Origin of the sequence: Autumnicola musiva (assembly GCF_031846585.1) — a bacterium.
Lineage (GTDB): Bacteria > Bacteroidota > Bacteroidia > Flavobacteriales > Flavobacteriaceae > Autumnicola > Autumnicola musiva.
In genome coordinates this window covers 166,544-191,120 of the sequence record NZ_JAVRHK010000003.1, presented here as the reverse complement: position 1 = coordinate 191,120, position 24,577 = coordinate 166,544, and the positions used below count along the sequence as shown (strand labels likewise).

Sequence of the window (24,577 nt, the reverse complement as noted above, 5' to 3'; positions counted from 1 at the left end):
ATCGTAGATTTTCTCTCATAACTGCTTCAAACGGTGAATTCTGCAGTATTTTTGCCTCTTAATTTTTTAGAAATGAACAAAGCATTAATCGCATTAGCCATTGGAGGTTTTGGAATTGGAATGACGGAATTCGTGATTATGGGAATTCTTCCGGAAATTGCTGCTGCTTTGGAAATTAGTATTCCGCAGGCGGGACATTTTATTTCAGCATATGCCCTGGGTGTAGTGGTGGGAGCCCCTTTGCTTACAGGAATTGGTTCTAAATGGCCCGCACATAAAGTGTTGCTGTTGCTTATGGCTTGGTTTACCGTTTTCAATACGCTTTCGGCATTTGCCAATTCTTATACGCTACTTTTAATTTCCCGCTTTCTCTCGGGCCTACCTCACGGAGCTTTCTTCGGAATAGGTGCTGTGGTGGCGGGACAACTCTCGAAACCGGGAAAATCTGCCCAGGCCATCGCCACCATGTTTACAGGTTTGACCGTAGCTAATGTTTTGGGGGTACCCTTCGGAACTTATCTGGGTCAAAACTTTAGCTGGAATGTCTCCTTTATTGCTGTGGGAGTAGTAGGAGTTCTGGCAATATTGAGCATAAAATTCTGGATGCCCGAGTTATCCAGGTCCTCAACAAACGGAATTGTAAAAGACCTTAAAGTACTGAAAAAACTTGAGCTGTGGATGGTTATTTTACTTACCACCATTGGTACCGGCGGCTTTTTTGCCTGGTATAGTTATATCGCGCCGCTAATAACAGAAGTTGCAGGACATCCTGAAGATGTGGTGAGTTATGCCATGATTCTGGCAGGTGTAGGTATGGTTGTGGGAAATCTTATAGGAGCAAAACTGGCAGAAAAATTCAGCCCGATTTATTCGGTGCTTATTTCCCTTATGGTGATGGTTGTTGTGTTAGTTGCCAACACCTATCTTGCTTCAGATAAAATAGGTGTGCTTATAATGACTTTTATAATTGCAACGGTAGCCTTCACTCTTTCCACACCTATTCAAATGGCCGTGATCAATTCAGCAAAAGGATCGGAAATGCTGGGTTCTTCTCTAAATCAAAGTGCGTTTAATATGGGTAATGCCTCCGGGGCTTATCTTGCAGGCCTGCCCATTGCATATGGATATGGCTTCACCTCTGCAGACTTTGTTGGGGCAGCAATGGCGGGGGCCGGAATATTTATCGCTCTGGGGGTAATAAAGATTAGAAAACAAAATGCCCGCAAGTTTGAGTTACAATCTGAACCGGCTTCATAAAAATAACATTTTGTACAAATTCGTTATTTTTGAAATTGCCTTTGCAAAGAATTGAATTTCTCCTGTATTTTTGCCACCTAATAATTTAGATCAGAATAGATGAACAATCAAGACCTGCTAAAAATAGCCGAAGAATTTGGAAGTCCGTTATATGTATATGATGCTGAAAAGATCATTTCCCAGTACAAACGATTAACCAGTGCTTTTAATGTGAAAAAACTACGCATTCATTACGCGGTGAAAGCACTTTCAAATATTTCAATTCTCAAGCTGTTAAATTCCCTTGGCTGCGGGCTCGATACTGTTTCTATCCAGGAAGTAAAACTGGGTATAGAGGCAGGTGTAAATCCTTCAAATATTATTTACACTCCCAACGGGGTTTCCCTTGAAGAGATTGAAGAAGTAGTGCTGTTAGGGGCGCAAATAAATATAGACAACCTTTCCATTCTGGAACAATTTGGGACAAAACATCCCGGTACGCCCGTTTGCATCCGGATTAACCCTCATGTAATGGCTGGCGGAAATTCCAAAATTTCAGTAGGACATATAGATTCCAAATTTGGCATTTCCATACACCAGATGCCACATTTGCTTCGTATCGTTAAAAATACGGGCATGAATATAAACGGAATTCATATGCATACCGGCAGCGATATTCTTGATATTGGCGTTTTTCTGCATGCCTCTGAAATCCTTTTTGATGCCGCAAAGAATTTTAAAGATCTTGAATTCATCGATTTTGGCAGCGGTTTTAAAGTGCCTTATAAAGAAGACGATATTGAAACCGATATTGAAGACCTTGGAAAACAGCTTACCGGCAGGTTTGAAAATTTCTGCAAAGAATACGGCCGCGAATTAACCCTCGCCTTTGAACCCGGAAAATATTTGGTGAGTGAAGCCGGCAAGTTTTTGGCAAAGGTAAATGTGATTAAACAGACCACTTCCACTGTTTTTGCAGGAATAGATACAGGGTTTAATCATTTAATTCGCCCAATGTTCTACGGTTCTCATCAGGAAATTACCAATATTTCGAATCCGGGCGCTAAACCGCGGTTTTACTCAGTGGTGGGGTATATCTGCGAAACCGATACTTTTGCCAGCAACAGAAGGATTTCTGAAATTACCGAAGGTGATATTCTCGCCTTTAGCAACGCCGGGGCCTATTGTTTTTCTATGGCCAGCAATTTTAATTCCCGGTACCGCCCTGCTGAAGTTTTATGGTACCAGGGCGAATCCCATCTTATAAGGAAAAGGGAAACTTTTGAAGACCTTGTAAAGCACCAGGTGCCTGTAGACCTTCATGTGGAAAGCATTTAAATTTAATTTTTCAAGGCCGCCAAATTCAAGTAAGTATATAAAATTACAGGAATTTTGTGGCCGGCTATCTTAATTTTCCGTAATTAAAATCTTTCTTCAGATCTTTCCGATTGGCTAAGTTTTTAATATAATCATAACCATTCCTGTAATAGCAATTCGGTATCTTAAAGGCAAAATCCGAAAAAATGAGTTACAAACTGGAAAAGCAGGAAACCCTGGAAGACAATGTAAACAGGATTGCTTCAGAAGAGATTGAATTATGTATCTCTTCTCTAAAGAATTCAAATATTCATGAAGGCATACACGAGATTAGGAAAAGTCTCAAAAAAATTCGTGCCCTTGCCCGGCTCTTCAGGGATGAGTTAGGTGAAAAAAAATACAAAAAGATCAACATTTTCTTTCGTGATGTGGGACATGAATTAGCACCTCTGCGCGATCTTACCGCTCATATGGAAACTATAGAAATGATAAAGGCCCGCTACGGAAACCATATCTATGTAAACTTCTTTAACAGCATTCTTCAGGAGTTAGAGAAGGAAAGAGAAGAACTGGAAGAAAACCTGAAGGAGAAGAATTTCTTTTCAGAATATCTTGTTGAACAATTTGAAACTGCCCGTGAAAACTTTACCGAATGGCCGGTAAAATCTGCCGATCTTACCATAGTTCTTCCTTCTATAAAAAGGACTTACGAGCGCGGGAGAAATGCCCTGGAGGAGGCTTACGCCGATCCCAATGCTAACAATTTTCATGAATGGCGAAAACGGGCGAAATACCTGTGGCACCAAATACAGCTACTGGAAAATCTTTGGCCAAAATTTTTCACAACCTGGGCAGATGAAGTGCATATTCTGGCAGATTTGCTTGGGGATGACCATGATTTAATGATTTTAAATGAAAAAATAAAAGCTACCGAACTTCATCTTAACGATGAAAAGCAAACTGAAATCCTGCATGCCCTGATTAAAGAATATAGTGATCACCTTAGAATTGAGGCAGAATTACAGGGTGGGCTGGTATACGCAGAAAAACCTAAATTTTTTAAAAAAAGAACTAAGCAATATATCAGGATTAACTGGAATTAAGTTTAAAAATCAAGATACATGCCGCAGAATAACTCAGGTCAACTTTATTTTATTGCAATTGTTCCCAATGATGAACTTGAAGAAAAAATCAGAAATATTAAACTTGATATTAAGAGGAATTACGACTCTTCAAAAGCATTAAAACTACCCGCACATATCACTCTTCAAATTCCCTTCCGCCTAAATGAAGAAAAAGAAGAAGTACTTGTTAGGATACTTCAAAAAATTGCTGAAAAAGAAAATATTTCCAAAGTTCACTTATCGGGCTATGGAAAATTTTCCAACCATACCATATTTATAAATGTAATTAATCCTGAACCTGTAAATTCAATGCACCACAAAATCCAGGAGGCGCTGAAAGCAAATTTCATATTGGGCGAGATGGAAAAAACTTCAAATTTCCATCCTCATATTACTGTTGCCACGCGAGACCTCAAAAAACAGAATTTTTTTAAGGCCTGGGCACAGTTCAAAATGCGTAAATTTGAAGCTACTTTTTCTGCTGAAAAATTCATTCTTTTCAGACATAACGGGAAAAACTGGGAAGTCCTGGAAGAATTTATTTTAGCAAATCCTAAACAGTATCAATAACCTATTTGTTTTTGTAATTTAACAGTCTCTATAATTATTAATCTAATTTCAGGAAATTTGAAAAAAACAACTCTCAGCCTTAGTGTACTGATGCTGATTTGCTGCCTTTTCAGTTCAGTAAAAGCTCAGGAAAAAAGACAGGAATTTTATCAGTTAAAAATATATAGTTTTGAAACCAAAGAACAGCTGCAAAGAACGGAGGATTTTTTCAAGAATGCCTATTTACCTGCCTTAGCGGAAATAGGAATTAATGAAGTGGGCGTTTTCAAGCCCAGAGAGGAAAGCAAAGATGACAGCCTGAAACAAATTTATATTCTTCTTCCTTTTAACTCCCTGGAGCAATGGGTAAACCTGGAAAAAAACCTGGCGGAGAATAAGAATTACAGGCAAAATGGCCGTGAATATTTAGAATCTTCCCATAACAACAGGCCCTATTTACGATTCCAGTCCATTATTTTGAAAGCTTTTAAAGATCATCCTGTTGTACAAACCCCGTCATTTGAATCTCCACGGAAAGAACGGGTGTACGAATTAAGGAGTTACCAGTCCCCTACCGGAAAGTATTTCAGAAATAAATTAGAAATGTTCAATAAAGGCGGAGAGGTGAAATTATTTGATAAACTTGGCTTTAATGCGGTGTTCTACGGAGAAGTGATCTCCGGCCCGGCAATGCCAAATCTAATGTATATGACTACATTCTCCAACAGCGATAGTCGTGAACAGCACTGGCAAAATTTTTCTGATGCTCCCGAATGGAAAGAACTGAGTGCAAAAAAGGAATATGCAGATAATGTCTCGCATATTGATATTACTTTTTTATATCCAACAGAGTATTCAGCATACTAGTTGAAAGACAATTATACACAAATGGAAGAAAACATAGCCTGGGATCAGGAGTTTGAACAACTGGATTTTAAAAACTCCCCTTTAAAAAATGAATATGAGAACTGCCATTTTAAAACCTGTAATTTTTCTGATGTTAAGTTAGCCGGTATCATTTTTTCAGAATGTACTTTTCAGGAATGCGATTTTAGCACGGCGAATTTAAATAATGCTGCTTTAAGGGATTGTAAATTTTCCAGCTGCAAGATGCTGGGATTGCGGTTTGAGGAATGTGATGATTTTCTGCTTTCCTTCAGCTTTGAAAATTGCGATCTTAGCTTCTCTTCTTTCTTTCAGCTCAAAATCCCGAAAACTGTTTTCAAAAACTGTAAAATGCAACAGGTGGAATTTTCAGGAGCAGATTGTTCAGGTGCAAATTTTACTGAAGTGGATTTTACTAACGCCAGCTTTGGGCATACCAATTTAGAAAAGGCAGACTTTAGGAGCGCCCACCATTTTTCTATAGATCCTGAACAAAATAGCTTAGCAAATGCAAAATTTTCACAGGAGAATATTTTGGGATTATTAACTAAATATAAACTTAAAGTATATTGATGCTAGTATTTGTCTCCTTAATTTTATGCTTTGCGTTAGAAAATCTAACATAACATGATTAACATTGTTGCCCATATTCTTTCCGCAGTGTGCTGAGCAACAAATTTTAAAAAAAGTGAGTCGCAAAATAAAACTTAAGAAAACCGAAGTCCTCTCCAATCGTTGGGCTCTTTTAAACGAAATAACCTACGAATACCAGACCCGCCGTGGAGAATGGCAAACACAAAATCGCGAGGCTTATGACCGTGGGGACGGAGCTTGTATCCTCTTATACAACAGGACTACAAAAAAGGTAATTCTTACAAGACAGTTTCGCCTGCCCACCTATCTCAACAACAATCCCGGAGGGATGATGATTGAAGCCTGTGCAGGCCTTTTGGATAAAGATTACCCTGAAGCCTGTATTATAAAAGAAACCGAGGAGGAAACCGGTTACCGTATTCCCAAAGCCAGAAAAATTTTTGAATCTTATATGTCACCTGGTTCGGTTACAGAGCTCATCCATTTTTTTGTTGGGGAATATTCCGAAGAAATGAAGGTTAGCGAGGGAGGTGGCCTGGCAGAGGAACAGGAGGATATTGAAGTACTGGAAATGGATTTTGAAGAAGCCTATAATAAAATAGCAAATGGTGAAATTAAAGATGGTAAAACAATTATTTTACTCCAGTATATGAAAATTAATGATCTCATCAACAAATAGTAACAAATAGTCATTAGAACAGCTTCGCAAAATCCTTTAACGAAATCTTAAAGTAAACCGGGGGACAACTTTTGTACCTTCATCAAAAACTGAGAATATGGCAAAAGCTAAAAATCTTCTTCTTTACATAACACTTGTAATCCTGGGGACCTATTTCCTATTTTTAGGCCTAACCAAGGCCCAGGGATTTTTAGGCCCTTTCTTCACAGCCATAATTCTTTCACTACTGGTATTACCATTGTCGGGTTGGATGGAGCACAAGATTAGCAGAAGTGGAGCTTCCCTTATTAATGCTATTCTTCTTTTCCTGATATCTCTGGTTTTTTTAGGCCTTGTCTCGTATCAATTAGAAAGTTTTGTAGAAAAATGGCCAAAAATTAAGGAAACTATGAAGCCCAAAATTGAGCAGGTGAAACAATTTACTGTTGATAATACTCCGCTCAATGAAGAAGATTTACAACTCTCCGATTCAAAAAAAGCTTCAGGACTGCCTAGCTCCGCAGGCAGTTCGGGACAGGCACCGCAGGAAAAGGCTGCTTCCCTATTGTCCACTATTTCCGGGGCAATCGGTAATTTTTTACTAACCTTTATCTATGTTTTTTTTCTGCTGAATTACAGGCGAAAGTTTAAAAATTTTCTCCTGCACATATTTCCTGATAATAAACGGCAAAAAGTAAAATCTGTCATAACAGAATCAGCTAAAGTAGCACCAAAATATTTAGTGGGCCGGCTTCTGCTTATCGCATTTTTGGCTGTTCTTTATGCCATAGGATTGGGAATTTCTGGAGTAGACAATTTTATTTTAGTGAGTATAATAGCATCTATCCTTAGCTTAATCCCTTACCTGGGGAACATCATTGGTTTAGCCATGGCGATGGCTTTTGGTTACCTTACCTCAGGTGAAACTGGAGTTTTAATAGGGGTAATTATAACCTTCTCTATAGCTCAGTTTCTTGAAAGTTATGTGCTGGAACCATACGTGGTAGGGGATCGCGTAAACCTGCACCCATTTATTGTGATTATTGCCGTGGTAATTGGCAATCTGGTATGGGGAGTTATAGGTATGATCCTGGCTATACCCCTTGTGGGAATTCTTAGTGTAATCATGTTGCATATTGAAGCTTTAAAACCATACGGCATTCTTCTGAGCAAAAAGGAATTTCCAGAAGAATGAATCAAGAAATACTTTAAGCCTTACCACACTTTTTCTTCATTTACGTAACTTGCACCCCGGTTAGGACTTCAGCAGAAAAAGGATGAACAGTAAAAAACAGGAGGCTATAAAAGCTACCTATTTTAGCATAATAGGGAATGCAGCACTGGCCATTATTAAAGGAATAACCGGTGTGTTCGGTAATTCTTATGCCCTTATTGCTGATGCCATAGAATCCACCACTGATGTTTTTTCTTCGGCATTGGTGTTACTGGGTATAAGATATTCAACCAAACCTGCGGATGAAAATCATCCTTACGGGCATGGGAAAGCAGAGCCGCTTATTACTTTTGCAGTAGTAGGTTTTTTATTGATTTCTGCTACCATTATTGCTTACGAGAGCATTGTAAATATACAGACGCCGCACAAAATCCCCGAGAAATACACTCTTATTGTACTTGGGATTATTGTTATTACCAAAGAATTATTTTACCGTTTTGTATCGAAGAAAGGAGATGAAACCAAGAGCACTTCCTTAAAAGCCGATGCCTGGCACCACAGGAGCGATGCCATAACTTCCCTAATGGCTTTCCTGGGAATTTCAATAGCAATTTTTATGGGCAAAGGCTACGAAACGGCCGATGACTGGGCAGCTTTGCTGGCTTCTGGATTTATTGTATATAATGCGTATCTTATTTTCAGGCCGGCACTTGGCGAAATAATGGATGAACATGTGTACGATGATTTTACTGATGACATCAGGAAAATTGCTAACGAAGTCCCGGGAGCAATAAATATTGAAAAATGCTTTGTAAGGAAAGCAGGATTATTTTTTCATGTGGACTTACATCTTATCGTAAACGGGGAAATTAGTGTTACCAAAGGCCATAGTATTGCTCATGACCTTAAAGAACAGTTACAGGAGAATTTTCCTGAAATAGTTGATGTTCTCATTCATGTAGAACCCAATGATGATTTCAGGAAAATAACTTAATTGAGGTCAATTAGTTAAATGCAATTAATCTTAAAACTAATCAACTTATTAATTACAATTAAAATATACCTTTAATCAGTACACAGTCGGGACCTTTTTGCCATTCTGCTATAAATACAGTTGTTGAATATTCTAATGATATCCATAGGTTAATGGTTATTGCAATAGAAGTATAATGACCTTTTTAAAGTAAAAGAATAACTTCTACCCTATTTTTACCTTCTAACAGCATTTGTCTTAAAATGGCTAGACAATTTTACAACCACATTAAGAGCAATATTTAAGAATCTTCGATAAATTATGCTGTTACAATCAATCTGGAGTTTTACTTCTAAAGAAAAACAATCCTTAAAAATGTTTATTATGAAAAAACCAATTAAAATTATTCTTCTAATATTACTACCGCTCAGTATTCTTAGCTGTAGCAATAATGACGATAATATAGAGGAAGAAAAAATATATTATGACCTAATGATTAACAATGAAACTTCAGATGATATTGATATTTTCTTAAACACTGTATCCGACACCCGCGGATTTGTAAATAATGGCAGTATAGCTGCAGGCGGTGAGATGCTTATCAACGATCTTGAGGCCAATGTAACCTATGAAATCCGGGCAGTGAATAGTGGTGAACCCGTAGAAAATTTCTTAATAGAAATTCCTTTCGAAAATGACAATGCAGAACAACAAAGTATTTTAATTGAGAGATAATTTTTCCTGCTAAAAATAATTCTAAAGAATCGTAAATCAAAAACATGAATAAAGTTAATCTTGCAGACAAATTTTCCAGGTTTCAGGATCACTGGCATCCCAGGATAGTTGGTGAACTTAACGGGCAACAGGTAAAATTAGCAAAATTTAAAGGAGAGTTCATCTGGCACAAACATGACGAGGAAGATGAAATGTTTTATGTTGTAAAAGGAAAATTTAAAATGGAATTCAGGGACAAAACGGTGGAAGTTAAAGAAAATGAATTTCTTGTTGTTCCCAGAGGAACAGAACACCGCCCAATTGCAGAGGAGGAAGTACAGGTAATGCTATTTGAACCCGCATCCACTCTCCACACAGGTAATCAAAAAAGTGAACTGTCGCAGGATGATCAGGAATTTATTTAATTTTTCTTCCTGCCACTATTAAACAACTAAATCAATTAAAGTAAGCTAAAATAATTAACAATTTGACCCTAATCAGTTAATTGCAGAATAAAATAAGCAATCCTTCCGGGAAAAATTTTTCCTCCTCTGAGGAGTTTATTATGTTTGAGCAAATAGTAAAAAATAAAAATACAGATATGTTAAGATCCATGAAAATTAGAAATCTTCTGATGATTTTAAGTTTACTTCTTTCTGTTGGTGCTTTTGCACAAACGCAGCCAATGCCGCAACAAAAAGTTGAAGTAGATGTTAATGATGACGAACTTGCAAAATTTGCAGAGGCTTATCAGGAAATCAGAATGATCAATCAGCAGGCTCAGCAAAAAATGGTGGGTGTAGTAGAAAATGAAGGACTTGAAATTCAGCAGTTCAATAAAATGTACCAGGCATCTATGAACCCTAATAAAGAGATGCAGGCTACTGCCGAGCAACAGGAAAAATATGATTCTGCGGTACAAGCTATTGAAGGTATGCAAAGTGAATTTCAGACTGAAATGGAAAATGCTATCTCAGACAAAGGTTTTACAGTAGAGAGATATGAAAAGCTGGCAATGGCTTTGCAAACTGATCAGGAAATGCAGCAAAGGCTACAGGAAATGTTAGGTGGCGGTGGTCAACAGTAAAAATTTCCATGAAATAAATTATGAAAAGAGCAACCGAAAGGTTGCTTTTTTTGTTCATGAATTTCCTCTGAATATTAAGGTTTATAAAGGTGTAAGGTTTTATACCGATTTTAACTCTGCTACCTTCTTCAGGTTCGGCATTATACTTAACTTTATCCGGAAAATATCAGTTAATCTATTAAATTTAAAAATTGGATCTGACTCGCAAAACGTACTTTTTTTTCCATTTTTTACCCTTTCTCTTTTCCATCCAAGCATTTTCGCAGCCTATGAATCAAAAAGACAGCCTTGAATTCAATAATAAAACAGTACCGGATGTGATTTGGAGAGAAGCCTATATTGCGTTATCGCACTATCCGGAATTAAAGAATGTTCCTATAGAATTTAGGTTTAAAAAAAATATTAAAAAATCCTTTATGCAGGCTCAGCCTAAAGTGGGCGATTTTTTAAAAGCTAAAGGCAAACGTTCTTATTTTGTAAACATGAGCGAACGCTTTAGTATTGAAGGAAAGGAGTTTGATCTCACCAATGTCGCCTCTGATGTACTAATTGGATGGATAGGACATGAACTTGGACATATTATGGATTACAGGGATCGCAGTGCCTTAGCTATGGCCTGGTTTGGGTTAAGATATATTACCTCCCGCAGGTATTTGAAAGAAGCAGAGAGGGCCGCAGATACTTATGCAGTAAATCACGGATTGGGGGAATATATTATTGCTACTAAAGATTTTATCCTCAACCACGCCGATCTTTCAGAGAAGTACAAAAACCGTATTAAGACCCTTTATCTTTCTCAGGAAGAAATTATAGACCTGGTTGAGGAACTAAAAGATGAGGATTAGGAGCTTAATTGCTTTTTAACAAACTTCTCCCATTCCGCAAATTTCTCTTCATCCATTACCTTTTCCATTTTCACCTGACCACCTTTTTTCTTATTGGCCCCGCTCCATTCCGGAAATAATTCCGGAGGTACTTTGGTAACTTTTACACCCTTAAGGGCTTTAGATCGTGCTACTTTATAATTTTTATTAGCATCTTTAAGAGCTTCGTCAAGGGCATCTGCTAATTTGCTATCCTCAATATCAGCATCGGTCCCCAGGTACCATGAATGATTGAATTCGCCATTTATACGTACTGCTGCAAGCGTGAATTCCGGAATCTTAATGTCGAATTTCTCTTCCAGTTCCTTTACCGCATCATTCATTTTATTGACCGAGAGTTGAGATCCTACTACATTAAGAAAGAACTTTGTTCTTCCGGTAATTCGTATTTCATGTTTCTCAACATCAGTAAACTTTATGGTGTCTCCTATTAGATAACGCCATGCGCCGGAGACTGTACTAATTAACAAGACATAATCTTCCTCTCCGTTAACTTCAGAAAGGGAAAGAACCCGAGCTTCATTCTTTATTGATCCATCCTGATTTATATATTCTGGTTTGAAAGGAACAAATTCAAAATAAATACCATTATCCAGGATTAATTTCATAGAATGCGTATCTGGCCTGTCCTGAAGCGCAAGAAAACCTTCTGAAGCAAGGTAGGTGTCAACCACCTGTACGGGATGCTCTAATAAGGCATTAAAACTTTTCTCATAAGGCTCAAAAGCTACCCCTCCGGATGCATACACCCTAAAGTTTGGCCAGATTTCATGTATATTATTGAGGCCGTGGTATTCAATAACCTTTTTAATCATAAGCTCTGTCCATGAAGGGATACCACTAATGGCGCCAATATCCCAATCTTTAGCAGTTTCCGCTATTTTCTGGACCCGCTCGTCCCACTCTTCGATACTGGCAATTTCCAGACCCGGCTTATAATAGCCACGAAACCAAAAAGGTATATTGCTGGCACTTATTCCACTAATTTCTCCCTCCTGATGATCTCCCTCCTGGTGCAGATCTGTAGAACTACCCAACATCATAATCTCCTTTTCAAAAAAATCAGGCGGCAGGTCAAAATTGCTAAGAGCACTAACCTGCTTGATTCCGGCTTTTCTAATAGATTCAACCATATCCTGAGTTACTGGAATCTTCTTACTGGATTTACCGGTAGTACCGGAACTTATCGCAAAATATGGTGGTTTACCGGGCCAGGTAACGTCTTCCTGTCCTTCATGCAATCTGCTCCACCACTCCTCATTTAATTTGTTATAATCGAAATAGGGAACTTTTTCTGCAAAAGCAGCTTCTATGTCTTCAGCTTCCAAAATACCGGCAAAGTTATAGAACTTACCAAATGCTGTATCTTTAGCCTTTTCCAGCATCTTTTTAAGCTCTTCACGTTGTGCTTTTTCAGCATCAGCCTCAGAAACCAAATTGTCCCTGAGATCTATCAGGCTTTTTATTATAGAACCCATTATGGCCATATACCTCTTATTATTTACGTTAATATTTAATTCCGAAAATATTTAAAACCATATAAAGCATCATCACAATAATATCCAATTATAAAACTTTTAACTATTCGATTATTAGATTCATCTTAAGCCAAGTATTTCTCCTACTCTCTCCAGTTTTCTATTAAACAAACCATAAAATTTTCACACAATTTTAATATTTAAACTTTTTATCATTATTTTGCTGTTGAAGGATAAGACCTTCAGGATAACCCAATCTATCAATTAAAATTAACCACTATGATACAGGAACCCGCTGCTCATCCGGGCAGGTTTAAAATGGTACCTTATAATGAAGCTTCACCTGAGGTGAAAGCTATCTACGACGACACCAAAAAAACCCTCCAACTTCCATTTGTTTTAAACTGGTTTAAATGCCAGGGAGACAATGCTATACTGCTTAAAGGCAACTGGAGCAAACTTAAAAATACCTTGATGGAAGGTGAAGTACCTAATGTTCTTAAACAACTTATTATTTACAATGTTTCCCGTAAAAGAGGTTGTGAATATTGCTCCCACGCCCATGGGATTTTTGCCGATAGTATGAGTTCAATGATTTCTGACGAAGAGGGTTTTAAAGCTACTGAAAATATCGATTCGCCAACTATGCCGGTTAGCTATCGTATAGCTGTAAATGTGGTAACCAAAGCGGCACTTAATCATAAGGATATTTCTAATGAAGACTTTAAAGAACTTCAGGATACCGGATTTTCAAGAAGAGAAATCCAGGAACTAATGGCGCAGGCAGACCTTGTAAACATGCTGAATACCATTGCAGATGTTTCGGGTATAAAAATTGACAACGAGCTCCTGGAAACTATTGAATAATTTCTATCAGGAATAAATGTCTTCTATAAAGAATAATATTGCCCAGCACTATAGGATTACCTATGAGGCATATTCAAAATTTGCCAATGGTATAAATCGTTGTGGTACAATACCTGAAGTAATTGAAGGGCTGAAACTGCATTTAAAGTACCTTCTTAACTTTCATGTTATTAAAATGTTGTTTCAGCAGGAAGATCAGTTTTTATTCCTTTCCATTTTTAGAGATAATGTTTCCTATAGCATGATTGAAGAACAATCCCTTCTGCTCTATGAGCAGGAATTATTGAAAAATGGTGTTCCCATAAAAACCTTTGAGATACCGCAGGAAATATTGAAACATAAAATAAAGCCTTCGCAGTTGCAAAATGCCGAGTTATGGGCCTGGTCTTTTCAGAAGAATGAACGCAAAGTTTTGGTATCCCTTGTTGCCGATGAACTTACACCCTTTGCTTATGGAGATGTGGAAATATTAAAGCTCGTAACAGACTGTCTGGAAGCTAAATTCCAGGAAATATTCCTAAAGAACAAGCTGGCTGAGAGAAGCACCTCCCTCGCCCGGGCTTATCAGACTATTAAAGATCAAAATGGAAAAATCAGGGAGATTGTAGAAAACCAGAAAGAAATAATTGAAGAACGTACCAGGGAGATTGTTAAAAAGAATGAAAAATTACTCCACATTTCAGCCCTAAACGCCCATAATGTGAGAGAACCATTATCCAGAATCCAGGGAATAACGCAACTGCTTGAGGTATTTGATGATAAAACCTGTCGCGAAGAATTGTTTCCAAAACTTTATTCCTCTGTAGAAGAAATGGATGTGGTATTAAAAGAAGTAATTGAAATGGCTTCCCATGAACTGGTGAAGCTTAAAGCCGAAAAAGTATGAATCCAATTTATTTGATAGATGACCAGCCTATTGCTAACTTTATTACCAGGAAATTACTGGAAATTGAAGGCTATACTCAAAACATAAAAGATTTCACCAATCCGCTGGAAGCATTTGAAATAGTAGAAAATGAACAGGATGATGCTCTTATTTTTCTGGATCTTAATATGCCCGAAATGAGCGGCTGGGAATTTTTGGAAAAAATGAAAAGCCGCGGAATCTTTCACCGCACCGTAATTCTTACCTCAAGCACCAGTGAGCTGGATCATGAAAAAGCAGAAAATTATCCCTGGGTAATAGAATACGTGGTAAAGCCTTTAAACAAGCAAAAATTTACAAGTCTGGCCAATAATCTACAACAAAAACAACTTTAAATCTGGTGAAGCTGTGGAAATAAAACCCGATCATAAGGAACTACTTGAATTGGCACATGCTAAAATGTACTATGGAAAATATAAAGATTACTATTTATCTGATATTCCTGAATATTATTTGGTGTGGTATAAACAAAAAGGTTTTCCTGCTGGTAAGCTTGGGAACCAGATGCAACAGGTTTATGAACTGAAGTTGAACGGAATGGAAGGAATTCTTAAAAAACTAAGAATAAATTATCCCCGCTAACCTCTAGTAAGGCAGAATTTCTTCTTAAAAAGCCCAAAATATTACCTACATAACTTGTCCTCTTTTCCTTTTCTTATTCGTAATTTAGCGCCCTGAATAAAAAGAACGCAACAAATACTTCCAAAATGGCCGAAACCAAGTATATTTTTGTTACCGGCGGCGTATCTTCTTCTTTAGGAAAGGGGATAATTGCAGCTTCCTTGGCAAAACTTTTACAGGCGCGTGGCTTCAAAACCACTATTCAGAAACTAGACCCTTATATTAATGTAGATCCGGGAACATTAAACCCTTATGAACACGGGGAATGTTATGTGACCGAAGATGGCGCCGAAACAGATCTCGACCTTGGGCATTATGAACGATTTTTAAATGTTAATACCTCCCAGGCAAATAATGTAACTACCGGCAGAATTTACCAGAGTGTAATTGAAAAGGAACGCAGGGGTGAATTTCTTGGAAAAACCGTACAGGTGGTTCCGCATATCACCAATGAAATAAAGGAACGTATACAAATTCTGGGTAATAAAGGACATTATGATATTGTAATCACCGAAATTGGCGGTACAGTGGGCGATATTGAATCTTTGCCATATATAGAAGCGGTGAGGCAGTTAAAATGGGAATTAGGAGATGACAATGCACTGGTAATTCACCTTACATTGGTTCCGTTTCTTTCAGCTGCAGGGGAACTTAAGACCAAACCCACCCAGCATAGCGTTAAAACCCTGATGGAAAGTGGGATAAAAGCCGATATTCTTGTATGCCGAACCGAGCATGAACTTTCAGATGATATACGTCGAAAACTGGCAATTTTCTGTAACGTAAGGCAGGAAGCTGTTATCCAGTCCATAGATGCCGATACTATATATGATGTTCCCAATATGATGCTGAAGGAGGGGCTGGATTCAGTAACGCTCAAAAAGCTGAATTTACCCGATGACTCCACTCCTAATTTGAAACATTGGAACAATTTTCTGGAAAGGCATAAAAACCCGAAAGCTGAAGTAAGAATAGGGTTAATAGGTAAATATGTAGAACTTCAGGATTCATATAAATCTATACTGGAATCTTTTATTCATGCGGGTGCAGAGAATGAGGTGTTCGTGAATGTGGAAAGTATTCATTCAGAATTTATTAATGAGAACACCATTCAGCATAAAATAGCACACCTGGATGGCATACTGGTTGCACCCGGATTTGGAGAACGTGGGGTTGAAGGTAAAATAGATGCGGTACGTTTTGCGCGGGAAAACAAACTTCCATTCCTGGGGATTTGTCTTGGGATGCAAATGGCGGTTATAGAATTTGCCAGAAATGTAATGCAGCTAAAAAATGCCAGTTCTACCGAAATGGATGCCCATACCAAACATCCTGTTATTGATATTATGGAAGAGCAAAAAAACATCACACATATGGGTGGCACCATGCGTTTGGGTGCATGGGATTGTAAACTTGCTGAAGGTTCTATTATAAAAGATGCCTATAAAAAGGATGAAATAAAGGAAAGGCACCGTCACCGGTACGAATACAATAATAAATACAGGGAACAACTGGAAAAAGCCGGCATGGCTTCAACGGGTGTTAATCCTGAAACAGGCCTTGTGGAGGTGATTGAACTTAAGGAGCACCCCTGGTTTGTAGGTGTTCAGTACCATCCTGAATATAAAAGTACAGTTGCCAGTCCGCATCCTTTATTTGTTGCATTCGTTAAGGCCGCACACGAACATTCCAAAATTAAAAGTGCCAAGTTGGCACACAAATCATAATTGGTCATTTTTTTGACTAAAGCCAAGCTATAGCAATTTAGAATGGAAGAAAAGAAAATAGATATTCAATCCATCATTGGATTTTTACTTATTGGTGGAATTCTCTTGTGGATGTTGTACAACAATTCTACAGAAAAAGCCCAGCTACAGGAACAACAGGAATCTGAACAGGTTAAAATAGAAGAAGCCGAAAACACGCCTACCCCTGAAGCAGAAGCCTCTTACGCAGATCGGGATTCTACTGCTCTTGCTGCGGCACAACAACGGTTGGGAGCTTTTGGATATTCCACTACACTTGAGTCAGCTTCTGAAAATACTACAACAGTTTCCAATGATGTTTTGGAGATTACTGTTGAAAACAAAGGTGGATATATTTCTGAAGCCAGGTTGAAAAATTTTAAAACTTTTGATTCCATTCCGGTTTATCTTATTAAAGACGGTAATGCATCATTTAACCTTAATTTCTCAACCACTGATGGCCGCAGCCTGAACACGGAAAATCTTTACTTTGAACCCGAGCTTTCTCAAAGTGGGGAGAACCATGTTCTTTCAATGAAACTGAAGGTTTCCGAAAATGAATTTCTGGAGTACCGTTACGTGCTGAGACCTAATGAGTATATGATGGGCTTCAGCATACGCTCACAGGGCCTTAATGATGTTTTTGACAGTAACCAGTCCATCAACATGGATTGGAAATTAAAAGGCTATCGCCATTCTAAAAGTATTTCCTACGAAAACAGGTACACCACGCTCAACTATGGTTACGGCGGAGATGAAGATGATGATTTGGGGCAGGGAGAACTTGATGAGGACGAGGAAGAAGATATTGCCTGGATAGCCTATAAACAACACTTCTTTTCCTCTATTCTTCTAACCGATACGCCATTTGAACGGGCACAGTTCCGTTCAGAAAATCTTGTGGAAGATGAAGAGGTAGACACGGTTTACACCAAAGCATTTGCAACCAGTGTTCCGCTGGAACTTCAGGGAGGCGAACTTACCTACAATATGGACTGGTATTATGGCCCTACAGATTATAAGATTCTTGATGATTACGATCGTAACCTGGATGAAATTGTTCCTCTTGGATGGGGTATTTTTGGCTGGATTAATAAGTATATCTTTATACCGTTTTTTGCCTTTCTAAGCAGCTTCCTGCCAAGCTATGGGATTGCAATTATTGTAATGACCATTGTGGTAAGAATTGTATTATCTCCGGTAACTTATAAATCCTATTTATCCCAGGCCAAAATGAGAATCCTGCGCCCGGAGATAAATGAGATCAATGAGAAGCACAAGGACAACCCAATGAAAAAGCAGCAGGAAACCATGAAGCTTTACAGCAAAGCAGGTGCCAGCCCAATGAGTGGTTGTTTGCCGGCCCTGATGCAAATCCCGGTATTCTATGCACTGTTTCAGTTTTTCCCAAGTGCATTTCAATTAAGGCAAAAAAGTTTCCTTTGGGCAGATGACCTTTCGAGTTATGATGTAATTGCCAATTTGCCTTTCACCATTCCGTTCTATGGAGACCACGTGAGTCTCTTCCCTATTCTGGCTTCTATCGCAATATTCATTTATATGATGATGACCACGGGACAGAATATGCAGGCAAGCCAGCAACCGGGAATGCCTAATATGAAGTTTATTATGTACCTCTCGCCATTGTTAATGCTTTTCTTCTTTAATAATTATGCCAGTGGACTTTCCTTGTATTATTTCGTTTCCAATCTTATTACCATTGGAATCATGCTGGTAATTAAACATGTGATTGTTGATGATGAAAAAGTGCATGCTAAAATTCAGGCGAACAAGCAAAAGCCTAAAAAGCAAAACCGCTTCACTAAAAAAATGCAGGAAATGATGGAGCAGGCTGAAGAACAGCAAAAACGAGGAAAAAAATAAATTCCTTTTATTATTAATCTAAAGGTGTGTAAATAATTGATATTTACGCACCTTTCTTTTTTTAAGACATTTCTTCGGAACAACAACTAAACTGGTAAATACTCCTGAATTAAATTTTTCTACTGGAACAGGCAGTTTTATAATAACGATTCATATTAATTTTAGCAGACATTCAAATAAAATTCCAATATATTTACATCCCAAATAAAACCTACTTATTATGAAAAGATTATTTATCCTATTAATCCCAATGATGGCTATGGCAGCCTGTAGCAGTGACGATGATGCCTCCGGAAGTTCTGATGACCAGATTCTGGGCACCTGGTATTTAGCTGAAATCAATAATGCTGGAAATCTTCCTTTTGTAGTTAACGACTGTACTTCAGATTCAAATATTACCTTTAACAGCGATAATACTGCTTACTCGGAATATTACACCGTAACTACAAGTAGCAACTGTATTTCAGAGGAAGAAGAAGGCAACTGGAGTAAAGGTGATGAGGAATCAAAATATACATTTAGTATTCCATTCTTAGGGCCCCGTGAAGGTACAGTAATATTTTCCAGCGAAACCGAGTTCTCTTTCTATCCGGATGATTTAACCAGTGACGATCCTAATAACGATCCTTATATTGTTTTTGAAAAAAGATAATTGTACTAGACATAAATTCCAGATGTAGGGCGACTTTTGTCGCCCTTATTTATGACTTTTGTCGCCCTTATTTATTTCGTAATTTTGCGCTGAAATTTTCGACTTTAAAGAGGCAAACTGAAGAAGCAAATATGAAAAAAGTAGTTGTTGGCTTATCCGGAGGTGTAGATTCCAGTGTTTCAGCTTATTTGCTGCAGCAGCAGGGTTATGAGGTGATTGGCCTTTTTATGAAGAACTGGCATGATGATTCGGTGACTATTTCGGACGAATGCCCATGGCTGGATGATAGTAATGACGCTATGATGGTTGCTGAAAAATTGGGTATTCCTTTTCAAACTGTAGACCTTAGTGAACAATATAAGGAACGTATCGTGGATTATATGTTCAACGAATACGAACGTGGCAGGACGCCTAATCCCGATGTACTGTGCAATCGCGAAATAAAGTTTGATGTCTTTATGAAAATAGCCCTTTCCCTGGGGGCAGATTATGTGGCTACAGGCCATTATTGCCGCAAAGCTGAAATTGATAAAAATGGAGATAAAATTTATCAATTGCTGGCTGGAAAAGATAATAACAAAGATCAATCATATTTTTTATGTCAACTCACACAGGAGCAATTGGCAAAAAGTCTTTTTCCAATCGGGGAACTGCAAAAATCTGAAGTCCGCAAAATTGCCAAAGAGCAAAATCTGGTGACGGCAGATAAAAAAGATTCCCAGGGCTTATGTTTCATCGGAAAGGTAAGACTACCGGATTTTCTTCAGCAGAAATTACAACCTAAAGAAGGAAACATTATAGAAATTGAAGCCGAAAGAGAATGTTATTCCGAAAAAAGAAAAGAATTTACCTCAAAAACTGAAGAATTAAAGCACCTGTCTCAGAAGTACAAATATGCCTCTGCAGATGGCAAGGTGGTAGGAAAACATCAGGGAGCCCATTACTTTACTAAGGGCCAGCGTAAAGGCCTTGCCGTTGGAGGAACGCCTGAACCGCTTTTTGTAATTGATACCGACGTAGAGGAAAATATCATTTACACCGGCCAGGGAAAAGATCATCCCGGCATCTACAGGAAAGCACTTTTTGTTAATAAGGATGAAGTACACTGGGTAAGAAAAGACCTTGCTTTAAAAGCAGATGAAGAATGGGGAATAAAAGCTCGCATCCGTTACCGGCAGCCTTTACAGGAAGCAAAACTGTACCAGATAGAAAACGGAATGTACATTGTCTTTAATGAACCGCAGGCTTCTATTACTGAAGGCCAGTTTGTAGCATGGTACGAGGGGGATGAGTTGTTAGGTTCAGGAGTTATTTCTTAACTTCGAAAAAATTTGACTGCATGTCCCGTAACAGAATTACTGAACTTTTTAAGATAAAATATCCTTTAATCCAGGCAGGAATGGTTTGGGCCAGTGGCTGGAAACTGGCCAGCGCTGTTAGCAACGCCGGCGGACTTGGAATTATAGGATCCGGCTCTATGTATCCTGATGTTTTAAAGGAACATATTATAAAGTGTAAAGCAGCCACAGATAATCCCTTTGCAGTAAATGTTCCCATGCTCTACCCCAATGTAGAAGATATAATGGAAATTATTATTAAAGAAAAAGTTCCCATTGTTTTCACTTCAGCAGGAAATCCTAAAACCTGGACAAAACATTTACAGGAAAATGGAATAAAAGTGGCTCATGTGGTGAGCAGCCTCAAATTTGCTTTAAAGTCTCAGGAAGCCGGTGTTGATGCTATTGTTGCTGAAGGTTTTGAGGCCGGGGGACATAATGGCCGGGATGAAACCACAACTTTCACCCTTATTCCAATGGTAAAGGAAAAACTGGAAATTCCACTGATTGCTGCGGGAGGAATTGCCACAGGCCGCAGCATGCTGGCTGCTATGATTTTAGGCGCCGATGCTGTACAGGTAGGAAGCCGTTTTGTTGCTTCCCACGAGGCCTCTTCCCATCAAAAATTTAAGGATCTTGTAGTTGCTGCGCAGGAAGGAGATACGGTGCTAACACTCAAAGAGCTTGCTCCGGTACGTCTTTTAAAAAATAAATTTTATAAGGATATTCAGGAGCTTTACCTTAAAAATCCACAAAAAGAAGATCTCATAAAGTTGTTAGGACGGGCACGGGCAAAAAGGGGAATGTTTGAAGGAGACCTTGAAGAAGGAGAACTCGAAATAGGACAAATTGCCGGACTCATTCATAACATAAAACCTGCTGCCGAAATTGTTAAAGAAATTATTGAAGATTTTGAAAAGGCAAAAGCCGGGGCAGCCAGACTCTAATCGATGTAGGCTTTGTATTTTTTAAGTTCCTCCTGCACAAATTCCCTCCACTTTAATTCTTCTTCCTCAATTTTACTGTGGTTAGTATCCGAATCAAATTTTTGCTGCATGGCCTTCTGCTGTTGTTCGAATTTTTTGTAAAGTGCGATCAAATCTTTCTTTATATTTTCACCAATTTCATATTCTGAAATTGCTTTTCGAAATTTCCTGGCATGAAGTTCGGCAATATCAAAATGTACCTGTTCATGCGCCAGCAGGTAATCCTTCTTTATAATTTCTTTCTTCCAGGAAGATTGCGGGTAGAAAAAACTCTCAATTACATAATCTAATTTTGCAACACCGTTCTTACTGCTATAGCTCCAGGAAAAGCTGATTCCGGCATTGGTATTAGCCTTAAAAGGACTTAATGCTACAGGTTTTCCTTTAAAATCTGACCACACAAGTGGCTGGTTTTCCTGCCATTTTATTTTCTCATTTTCTTGTTGAGAAAAACAGCAAATACTACAAAAGAGGCAAATAATGAGAAAAAGTCTGGCCATTACTTATAGTGAAAGCTGATGTTCTTTTCCATATCCGGATGAAGGCTATGTAGCACCGGACAATTTCTGGCGGTATTTTCAAGGATTTTTTTTTCTTTATTTTCAAATTCCCTGGTAAATTCTATTACTACCTCAACTTTAGAAATTCTTCGTGGATCAGCTGCCATGGTCTTGTTTACCGAAGCCGTAGCACCCGAAATATCAATTTTCATAGCTTCAGCTTTAATTCCCATTACGGTAAGCATACAGGATGCCAATGCCGTTGCCACAGTATCGGTAGGAGAAAAGGCTTCCCCTTTTCCATGGTTATCCACGGGTGCATCTGTTATTATTTTTGCACCACTTTGAAGATGTTCTGCCTCCATCCTTAAATTACCCTTATAAACTACTTTAGAAGTCATTTTCTACACTTAAAGTTAGATCCGGATTTATGCGCATAATATATACTGCATCGTTATGAAAGCCTCCACCAGAACGTGGCAGGTAATGGAATTTATTTTCATTATACTCCGTATAACCTTTATAGCGCTCAAAAGAATCATACAAATCTTCAGCAGTTGCGAGCCTTAACAAAACATCCAAAGTTAGATCGTATCCTCTTACCGCATACTGGTTCGGGTTCACCCCATATTTTTCAGTATATTCTTCTATAAATTCTTTAGAAACATTTTCATCAAATTCTTTATCTACGGAAGGATAACGAAATTTCAACCTTGCCAGGTGCTCATTTGCAACATTATCATTATCATACCCGCTGCCTTTGCTGGTAGTTAGCAGACTAATATTTTTATCTCTGGCCAGCCTGTTAAGGCCTGAAGTTACACTGTTTAAAATACCTACATTGTTGGATTCTAAAATCACCCAGTTCTCACGATTAGGATCTAAGACCGCATTCATAGCATTTTCTGAAACATATCCTTCAGACGGGTTAACAAACCGTGCATTGGAAAGGATTCTACCCAGCCTGCTCTTTATCTCATAATTTGTTCCATCGGCAATAATCACCACATTTTTATTCCCGGCGTTCTTTTGCAGATAGTTTAGCATGGCATCAACCAACATTTCATCTGTAGGACGGGACTGGAATAAATTCATATAAGGCTTCATTGCCTTATTGGAAAGCGGACTTATTACCGGAATATTTTCTGCGGAAAGCTGTGCCGCAGCGGCTTCTGTAGTAGTCTGCAGTAATGGACCAATAACCGCATTTACATTACTGAAGTTATGTGTATTAATAATATTATTGACTTGCTGGGCATTCTGCTTAGTATCGTAAACCCTAAGATTGGTAGAAATCCCCAAATCTTTTGCCTCTTCTACAGCCATAAGAACCCCGCTGTAAAAATCAAGGGAAATTCGCAGCACCCTATCATTTAAAATGGCATCTTTATAAGTTTTGGTGGAATCGTTTTCTATTTTATTCAAGTTGTAAGGCAACATAACCACCACCTCTTTGGTTTCAAAATTTGAAATGTCATTTTTTAGATCTATGCTTTTTCCTGAAGCTTCATCAAAATTATCAATACTCAAATCAGTAGTATTAGTATCTGGATCTGCTGGAATTTTTAATACCATCCCGGATTTCACTCCATCTGTAAGTGCTGGATTAAGAGCTATTAGAGAATCTTTATCTATTCCAAATCTCTGGGTAAGCCTGAAGAAATTTTCCTTCGGCTTTACCTCATAAAATTCAAAAGTTTCATCAGTAATAATAACAGAATCATCAAGGACATTAGTTCCTACTTTCAGCATAATTCCAGGCTGAAGCACTCCCACTTTGGGGTTCATCTCTTCCAGTTCCTGCACAGTAAGGCCATATTTACGGGCAATTCCGTATTTTGTTTCCTTCGGGAGCACTACATGTTCCCGGGTGTTCCTGGTCTCCTGTGGCTTTGCCTGATTTGTTTCCGGTGATGCTGTTGCAGCGGCAGCATTAGAATTCTGCGCAGCATCCTGATTCGCTTTTACAGGAATACGAATTTCTTCCCCGGTTTGCAGCTCTTCAGAATAAAGATGTTTATTGTAGCGCTTTATTTCATCTATTTCCACATTATATTGTTGTGAAAGTCCAAAAAGGGTTTCTTTTTTAGCAACTTTATGAGTCCTGAAAGAGACAGCCCCCTGTGTGCTAACTGCCTCCCCGGAAGATGATAAAGGAATAACCAGTTTTGCAGAAGCGTCTATACCATTTTTTGCGTCAGGATTATATTTATAAATATCCTCTTTCGTGATGTTATAAGTTCGTGCTATACTGCTTACAGTCTCTCCCGGTGCCACAGTATGATATTGATATTGCTGGGCTAAAGCTTCAAAAGTAAAAATCTGAAACATTAGACACAACGCGAAAAGGTATTTCATCTTCAATATTTTTTATTGTTCAAAACAAC

26 protein-coding genes are annotated in these 24,577 nt (G+C 38.3%); 22 read left to right on the top strand and 4 right to left on the bottom strand.

Translation table 11 applies throughout. From position 1 onward, the window contains the following. The first annotated feature begins 72 nt into the window (after positions 1 to 72). The 13 genes from RM539_RS05675 (at position 73) to RM539_RS05615 (ending at position 11,156) form a co-directional block, all read left to right on the top strand. Positions 73 to 1,257, top strand: coding sequence for an MFS transporter (locus tag RM539_RS05675; RefSeq protein WP_311502462.1), 1,185 nt, complete (start codon positions 73 to 75; stop codon positions 1,255 to 1,257). 99 nt (positions 1,258 to 1,356) lie between these two features. Continuing rightward, complete coding sequence (lysA, locus tag RM539_RS05670; protein WP_311502461.1) at positions 1,357 to 2,574, top strand: diaminopimelate decarboxylase; 1,218 nt, start codon at positions 1,357 to 1,359, stop codon at positions 2,572 to 2,574. A gap of 185 nt (positions 2,575 to 2,759) precedes the next feature. Continuing rightward, positions 2,760 to 3,656, top strand: coding sequence for a CHAD domain-containing protein (locus tag RM539_RS05665; RefSeq protein WP_311502460.1), 897 nt, complete (start codon positions 2,760 to 2,762; stop codon positions 3,654 to 3,656). A gap of 18 nt (positions 3,657 to 3,674) precedes the next feature. Next, complete coding sequence (locus RM539_RS05660) at positions 3,675 to 4,247, top strand: 2'-5' RNA ligase family protein (RefSeq protein WP_311502459.1); 573 nt, start codon at positions 3,675 to 3,677, stop codon at positions 4,245 to 4,247. 57 nt (positions 4,248 to 4,304) lie between these two features. Beyond that, positions 4,305 to 5,093: an NIPSNAP family protein gene (locus RM539_RS05655; protein WP_311502458.1), complete on the top strand. Its 789-nt coding sequence runs from the start codon at positions 4,305 to 4,307 to the stop codon at positions 5,091 to 5,093. Between the two features lie 21 nt (positions 5,094 to 5,114). Then, positions 5,115 to 5,684, top strand: a complete 570-nt coding sequence (locus RM539_RS05650; protein ID WP_311502457.1) for a pentapeptide repeat-containing protein — start codon at positions 5,115 to 5,117, stop codon at positions 5,682 to 5,684. Positions 5,685 to 5,799: 115 nt separating this feature from the next. Further along, positions 5,800 to 6,384 carry a GDP-mannose pyrophosphatase NudK gene (gene nudK / locus RM539_RS05645; protein ID WP_311502456.1) on the top strand — a complete coding sequence of 195 codons (585 nt, stop codon included), beginning with the start codon at positions 5,800 to 5,802 and terminating at the stop codon, positions 6,382 to 6,384. 97 nt (positions 6,385 to 6,481) lie between these two features. Next, positions 6,482 to 7,558 (top strand): AI-2E family transporter, encoded by a 1,077-nt coding sequence (locus RM539_RS05640; RefSeq protein WP_311502455.1) that lies wholly within the window; start codon positions 6,482 to 6,484, stop codon positions 7,556 to 7,558. An 82-nt stretch (positions 7,559 to 7,640) separates the two neighbouring features. Beyond that, positions 7,641 to 8,531: a cation diffusion facilitator family transporter gene (locus RM539_RS05635; protein WP_311502454.1), complete on the top strand. Its 891-nt coding sequence runs from the start codon at positions 7,641 to 7,643 to the stop codon at positions 8,529 to 8,531. A gap of 363 nt (positions 8,532 to 8,894) precedes the next feature. Next, positions 8,895 to 9,245: a hypothetical protein gene (locus tag RM539_RS05630; protein ID WP_311502453.1), complete on the top strand. Its 351-nt coding sequence runs from the start codon at positions 8,895 to 8,897 to the stop codon at positions 9,243 to 9,245. A 44-nt stretch (positions 9,246 to 9,289) separates the two neighbouring features. Continuing rightward, the gene (locus RM539_RS05625) at positions 9,290 to 9,649 is read left to right on the top strand and encodes a cupin domain-containing protein (protein WP_311502452.1); all 360 of its coding nucleotides are present in this window, start codon (positions 9,290 to 9,292) and stop codon (positions 9,647 to 9,649) included. 209 nt (positions 9,650 to 9,858) lie between these two features. Next, positions 9,859 to 10,311 carry a DUF4168 domain-containing protein gene (locus RM539_RS05620; protein ID WP_311502451.1) on the top strand — a complete coding sequence of 151 codons (453 nt, stop codon included), beginning with the start codon at positions 9,859 to 9,861 and terminating at the stop codon, positions 10,309 to 10,311. A 269-nt stretch (positions 10,312 to 10,580) separates the two neighbouring features. Further along, positions 10,581 to 11,156, top strand: a complete 576-nt coding sequence (locus tag RM539_RS05615; RefSeq protein ID WP_311502450.1) for a hypothetical protein — start codon at positions 10,581 to 10,583, stop codon at positions 11,154 to 11,156. Here RM539_RS05615 and RM539_RS05610 read toward each other — a convergent pair. Then, positions 11,153 to 12,682, bottom strand: a complete 1,530-nt coding sequence (locus RM539_RS05610; protein WP_311502449.1) for a GH3 family acyl-acid amido synthetase — start codon at positions 12,680 to 12,682, stop codon at positions 11,153 to 11,155. The two genes, RM539_RS05615 and RM539_RS05610, sit on opposite strands and share 4 nt — an antisense overlap. A gap of 270 nt (positions 12,683 to 12,952) precedes the next feature. On the opposite strand from RM539_RS05610, the gene RM539_RS05605 reads away from it, so the two are divergent. The 9 genes from RM539_RS05605 to RM539_RS05565 all read left to right on the top strand — a co-directional run bounded on the left by RM539_RS05605 (position 12,953) and on the right by RM539_RS05565 (position 21,651). Then, positions 12,953 to 13,540, top strand: a complete 588-nt coding sequence (locus RM539_RS05605) for a carboxymuconolactone decarboxylase family protein (RefSeq protein WP_311502448.1) — start codon at positions 12,953 to 12,955, stop codon at positions 13,538 to 13,540. A gap of 16 nt (positions 13,541 to 13,556) precedes the next feature. After that, positions 13,557 to 14,426: a phytochrome family protein gene (locus RM539_RS05600; RefSeq protein WP_311502447.1), complete on the top strand. Its 870-nt coding sequence runs from the start codon at positions 13,557 to 13,559 to the stop codon at positions 14,424 to 14,426. Continuing rightward, positions 14,423 to 14,800: a response regulator gene (locus RM539_RS05595; protein WP_311502446.1), complete on the top strand. Its 378-nt coding sequence runs from the start codon at positions 14,423 to 14,425 to the stop codon at positions 14,798 to 14,800. Before RM539_RS05600 ends, RM539_RS05595 begins: the two co-directional genes overlap by 4 nt. A gap of 13 nt (positions 14,801 to 14,813) precedes the next feature. Then, complete coding sequence (locus RM539_RS05590; RefSeq protein ID WP_311502445.1) at positions 14,814 to 15,047, top strand: DUF3820 family protein; 234 nt, start codon at positions 14,814 to 14,816, stop codon at positions 15,045 to 15,047. Positions 15,048 to 15,172: 125 nt separating this feature from the next. Continuing rightward, positions 15,173 to 16,813 (top strand): CTP synthase, encoded by a 1,641-nt coding sequence (gene pyrG / locus RM539_RS05585; protein WP_311502444.1) that lies wholly within the window; start codon positions 15,173 to 15,175, stop codon positions 16,811 to 16,813. A gap of 42 nt (positions 16,814 to 16,855) precedes the next feature. Continuing rightward, the gene (yidC, locus tag RM539_RS05580) at positions 16,856 to 18,715 is read left to right on the top strand and encodes a membrane protein insertase YidC (RefSeq protein ID WP_311502443.1); all 1,860 of its coding nucleotides are present in this window, start codon (positions 16,856 to 16,858) and stop codon (positions 18,713 to 18,715) included. Between the two features lie 220 nt (positions 18,716 to 18,935). Further along, entirely contained in the window at positions 18,936 to 19,367 is a 432-nt protein-coding gene (locus RM539_RS05575) for a lipocalin-like domain-containing protein (RefSeq protein WP_311502442.1), read from the top strand. 89 nt (positions 19,368 to 19,456) lie between these two features. Then, positions 19,457 to 20,686, top strand: a complete 1,230-nt coding sequence (mnmA, locus tag RM539_RS05570) for a tRNA 2-thiouridine(34) synthase MnmA (protein WP_311502669.1) — start codon at positions 19,457 to 19,459, stop codon at positions 20,684 to 20,686. A 20-nt stretch (positions 20,687 to 20,706) separates the two neighbouring features. Continuing rightward, a complete protein-coding gene (locus tag RM539_RS05565; protein WP_311502441.1) occupies positions 20,707 to 21,651 on the top strand; it encodes an NAD(P)H-dependent flavin oxidoreductase in 945 nt (314 codons plus the stop codon). Here RM539_RS05565 and RM539_RS05560 read toward each other — a convergent pair. The 3 genes from RM539_RS05560 to RM539_RS05550 are packed head-to-tail and all read right to left on the bottom strand — an operon-like array spanning position 21,648 to position 24,548. Next, positions 21,648 to 22,190: a DUF922 domain-containing protein gene (locus RM539_RS05560; RefSeq protein ID WP_311502440.1), complete on the bottom strand. Its 543-nt coding sequence runs from the start codon at positions 22,188 to 22,190 to the stop codon at positions 21,648 to 21,650. The two genes, RM539_RS05565 and RM539_RS05560, sit on opposite strands and share 4 nt — an antisense overlap. After that, positions 22,190 to 22,591, bottom strand: a complete 402-nt coding sequence (locus tag RM539_RS05555; protein WP_311502439.1) for an OsmC family protein — start codon at positions 22,589 to 22,591, stop codon at positions 22,190 to 22,192. The genes RM539_RS05560 and RM539_RS05555 overlap by 1 nt, the downstream gene beginning before the upstream one ends. Next, positions 22,581 to 24,548: an amino acid ABC transporter substrate-binding protein gene (locus RM539_RS05550; protein WP_311502438.1), complete on the bottom strand. Its 1,968-nt coding sequence runs from the start codon at positions 24,546 to 24,548 to the stop codon at positions 22,581 to 22,583. The genes RM539_RS05555 and RM539_RS05550 overlap by 11 nt, the downstream gene beginning before the upstream one ends. Between the last annotated feature and the right edge of the window lie 29 nt (positions 24,549 to 24,577).

What these genes read in the sequence shown, in the direction of transcription:
- RM539_RS05600 (WP_311502447.1), top strand. Translation starts at nt 13,557, where the DNA reads ATGTCTTCTATAAAGAATAATATTGCCCAGCACTATAGGATTACCTAT.
- RM539_RS05565 (WP_311502441.1), top strand. Translation starts at nt 20,707, where the DNA reads ATGTCCCGTAACAGAATTACTGAACTTTTTAAGATAAAATATCCTTTA.
- RM539_RS05630 (WP_311502453.1), top strand. Translation starts at nt 8,895, where the DNA reads ATGAAAAAACCAATTAAAATTATTCTTCTAATATTACTACCGCTCAGT.
- RM539_RS05615 (WP_311502450.1), top strand. Translation starts at nt 10,581, where the DNA reads ATGAATCAAAAAGACAGCCTTGAATTCAATAATAAAACAGTACCGGAT.
- RM539_RS05650 (WP_311502457.1), top strand. Translation starts at nt 5,115, where the DNA reads ATGGAAGAAAACATAGCCTGGGATCAGGAGTTTGAACAACTGGATTTT.
- RM539_RS05560 (WP_311502440.1), bottom strand. Translation starts at nt 22,190, where the DNA reads ATGGCCAGACTTTTTCTCATTATTTGCCTCTTTTGTAGTATTTGCTGT.
- lysA (WP_311502461.1), top strand. Translation starts at nt 1,357, where the DNA reads ATGAACAATCAAGACCTGCTAAAAATAGCCGAAGAATTTGGAAGTCCG.
- RM539_RS05595 (WP_311502446.1), top strand. Translation starts at nt 14,423, where the DNA reads ATGAATCCAATTTATTTGATAGATGACCAGCCTATTGCTAACTTTATT.
- RM539_RS05575 (WP_311502442.1), top strand. Translation starts at nt 18,936, where the DNA reads ATGAAAAGATTATTTATCCTATTAATCCCAATGATGGCTATGGCAGCC.
- yidC (WP_311502443.1), top strand. Translation starts at nt 16,856, where the DNA reads ATGGAAGAAAAGAAAATAGATATTCAATCCATCATTGGATTTTTACTT.
- RM539_RS05605 (WP_311502448.1), top strand. Translation starts at nt 12,953, where the DNA reads ATGATACAGGAACCCGCTGCTCATCCGGGCAGGTTTAAAATGGTACCT.
- pyrG (WP_311502444.1), top strand. Translation starts at nt 15,173, where the DNA reads ATGGCCGAAACCAAGTATATTTTTGTTACCGGCGGCGTATCTTCTTCT.
- RM539_RS05555 (WP_311502439.1), bottom strand. Translation starts at nt 22,591, where the DNA reads ATGACTTCTAAAGTAGTTTATAAGGGTAATTTAAGGATGGAGGCAGAA.
- RM539_RS05675 (WP_311502462.1), top strand. Translation starts at nt 73, where the DNA reads ATGAACAAAGCATTAATCGCATTAGCCATTGGAGGTTTTGGAATTGGA.
- RM539_RS05660 (WP_311502459.1), top strand. Translation starts at nt 3,675, where the DNA reads ATGCCGCAGAATAACTCAGGTCAACTTTATTTTATTGCAATTGTTCCC.
- RM539_RS05665 (WP_311502460.1), top strand. Translation starts at nt 2,760, where the DNA reads ATGAGTTACAAACTGGAAAAGCAGGAAACCCTGGAAGACAATGTAAAC.
- RM539_RS05640 (WP_311502455.1), top strand. Translation starts at nt 6,482, where the DNA reads ATGGCAAAAGCTAAAAATCTTCTTCTTTACATAACACTTGTAATCCTG.
- RM539_RS05610 (WP_311502449.1), bottom strand. Translation starts at nt 12,682, where the DNA reads ATGGCCATAATGGGTTCTATAATAAAAAGCCTGATAGATCTCAGGGAC.
- RM539_RS05550 (WP_311502438.1), bottom strand. Translation starts at nt 24,548, where the DNA reads ATGAAATACCTTTTCGCGTTGTGTCTAATGTTTCAGATTTTTACTTTT.
- RM539_RS05620 (WP_311502451.1), top strand. Translation starts at nt 9,859, where the DNA reads ATGATTTTAAGTTTACTTCTTTCTGTTGGTGCTTTTGCACAAACGCAG.
- RM539_RS05635 (WP_311502454.1), top strand. Translation starts at nt 7,641, where the DNA reads ATGAACAGTAAAAAACAGGAGGCTATAAAAGCTACCTATTTTAGCATA.
- RM539_RS05625 (WP_311502452.1), top strand. Translation starts at nt 9,290, where the DNA reads ATGAATAAAGTTAATCTTGCAGACAAATTTTCCAGGTTTCAGGATCAC.